Raw genomic sequence first — 2,209 nt, forward strand, 5'->3', positions numbered from 1 at the left:
TCGGCCGCCGCGCACGCGAGCCCGCCGCTCACGACGCTCGCGGTCGACAAGGAGGCGCTCGGCCGCCGCGGCGTCGAGCTGCTGCTCGCGGAAGCGCCCGAGCGCACCGAGATTTCCCTGCCCGTCGAGCTGATCGTGCGGGCCAGCAGCCAGCCCGCCGGCTCCCCGGCACTCGATACCGCCACGGTCACCGAATCATGAACATGCCCCCGGTCCAACCCTGCACGGCCGCGCCGGCCGCCCACACGCAAGCCGCGCCGTTCGTCGCGAGTTTCCGCGACCCGTCGTTCCTGCTGTCGCACATCGAGGACACGCTGCGCTTCTACGCCACGAACGCGTTCGACCCGACGGGCGGCTTCTACCACTACTTCCGCGACGACGGCAGCATCTACAACCGCACGTCGCGCCACCTCGTCAGCAGTTGCCGGTTCGTCTTCAACTACGCGATGGCGTACCGGCATTTCGGCGATCCGCGCCACCTGGAATACGCGCGCCACGGGCTGCGCTTCCTGCGCGACGCGCACTGGGACGACGAACTGCAGGGCTACGACTGGGAACTCGACTGGCGCGACGGCGCGAAACGCGCGACGCTCGACGGCACGCGCCACTGCTACGGCCTCGCGTTCGTGCTGCTCGCGGCCTCGCACGCAACGATGGCCGGCATCGACGAGGCCCGCCCGCTAATCGCGACCACTTTCGAGCTCGCCGAGCACCGTTTCTGGGATGCGGCCGCGGGCCTCTATGCGGATGACGCGACACCGAACTGGATCGTGTCGTCGTACCGCGGCCAGAACGCCAACATGCACATGACCGAGGCGCTGCTCGCGGCGTACGAGGCGACCGGCCACCTCACGTACCTCGATCGCGCGGAAAAGCTCGCGTCCCACATCACGCAGCGCCAGGCCTCACTGTCGGGCGGGCTCGTGTGGGAGCACTACCATGCGGACTGGTCGGTCGACTGGGACTACAACAAGGAAGACAGCTCGAACATCTTCCGTCCGTGGGGCTTCCAGCCCGGGCACCAGACGGAATGGGCGAAGCTGCTGCTGATCCTCGAGCGGCACCGCCCGCTCGACTGGCTCGTGCCGCGCGCGGCCGAGCTGTTCGACGCGGCGCTCACGCACGCGTGGGACGCCGATCACGGCGGCCTGTACTACGGCTTCGGCCCCGACTTCACGATCTGCGACCACAACAAGTATTTCTGGGTGCAGGCGGAAACCTTCGCGGCCGCCGCGATGCTCGGCGCGCGCACCGGCAGCGAGCGCTTCTGGGACTGGTACGACGAGATCTGGCGCTATAGCTGGGCGCACTTCGTCGATCACCGCTACGGCGCGTGGTACCGCATCCTCACCTGCGACAACCGCAAGTACAGCGACGAGAAGAGCCCGGCCGGCAAGACCGACTATCACACGATGGGCGCGTGCTACGACGTGCTCGCGACCCTCGCGCGCGCGCAGCGCAGCGAGTCGACGCAATGAGTGGCGGCACGTTTCCGGCTTTCGTGTCGGCGGGCGACATCCTGACCGACATGGTGCGGGCGGGCGACGCGCAATGGACCTCGGTGCCGGGTGGCGCCGGCTGGAACGTCGCGCGCGCGGTTGCGCGGCTCGGCGTGCCGAGCGCGCTCGCAGGCTCGATCGGCGAAGACTGCTTCTCCGACGTGCTGTGGCGCACGAGCGAAGCGGCCGGGCTCGACCTGCGCTTCCTGCAGCGCGTCGCGCGGCCGCCGCTGCTCGCGATCGTCCACGAGACCCGCCCGCCCGCGTACTTCTTCATCGGCGAAGCGAGCGCCGACCTCGCGTTCGATCCGGCGCAACTGCCGGCCGGCTGGACCGACCACGTGAAATGGGCGCATTTCGGCTGCATCAGCCTCGTGCGCGAACCGCTCGCCGGCACGCTGGCCGCGCTCGCGGCCGACCTGCACGCGCGTGGCGTGAAGATCAGCTTCGACCCGAACGTCCGGAACCTGATGACGGCCGCATACCGGCCGACGCTGGAGAAGATGGCCGCGCTCGCCGACCTGATCAAGGTGTCCGACGAGGACCTGCGGCACCTGTTCGGCGGCGACGGCCCCGACGCGATCGGCGCGGTGCGTGCGCTGAACCCGCGCGCGGCGGTGCCCGTCACGCGCTGCGCGCAGCCGGCGATGCCCTCCGCGGACTGGCACGTGCATGTAGCCACGCCGCCGCGCCTCTCGGTCGCCGAGCCA

Annotated in this window: 3 protein-coding genes; all 3 read left to right on the forward strand. The window is 70.0% G+C overall.

Annotated elements, in window-relative coordinates:
• The coding region (locus G3N99_RS39095; RefSeq protein ID WP_206125069.1) for a substrate-binding domain-containing protein at nt 1-201 on the forward strand (201 nt) is incomplete at its 5' end.
• The gene (locus tag G3N99_RS39100) at nt 198-1,478 is read left to right on the forward strand and encodes an AGE family epimerase/isomerase (RefSeq protein WP_206125070.1); all 1,281 of its coding nucleotides are present in this window, start codon (nt 198-200) and stop codon (nt 1,476-1,478) included. The genes G3N99_RS39095 and G3N99_RS39100, both read left to right, overlap by 4 nt.
• Nucleotides 1,475-2,209: carbohydrate kinase (locus G3N99_RS39105; protein ID WP_206125071.1), on the forward strand; the 735-nt coding region annotated here is incomplete at its 3' end. The genes G3N99_RS39100 and G3N99_RS39105, both read left to right, overlap by 4 nt.

This window comes from Burkholderia sp. Ac-20392, assembly GCF_017104585.1.
Lineage (GTDB): Bacteria > Pseudomonadota > Gammaproteobacteria > Burkholderiales > Burkholderiaceae > Burkholderia > Burkholderia lata.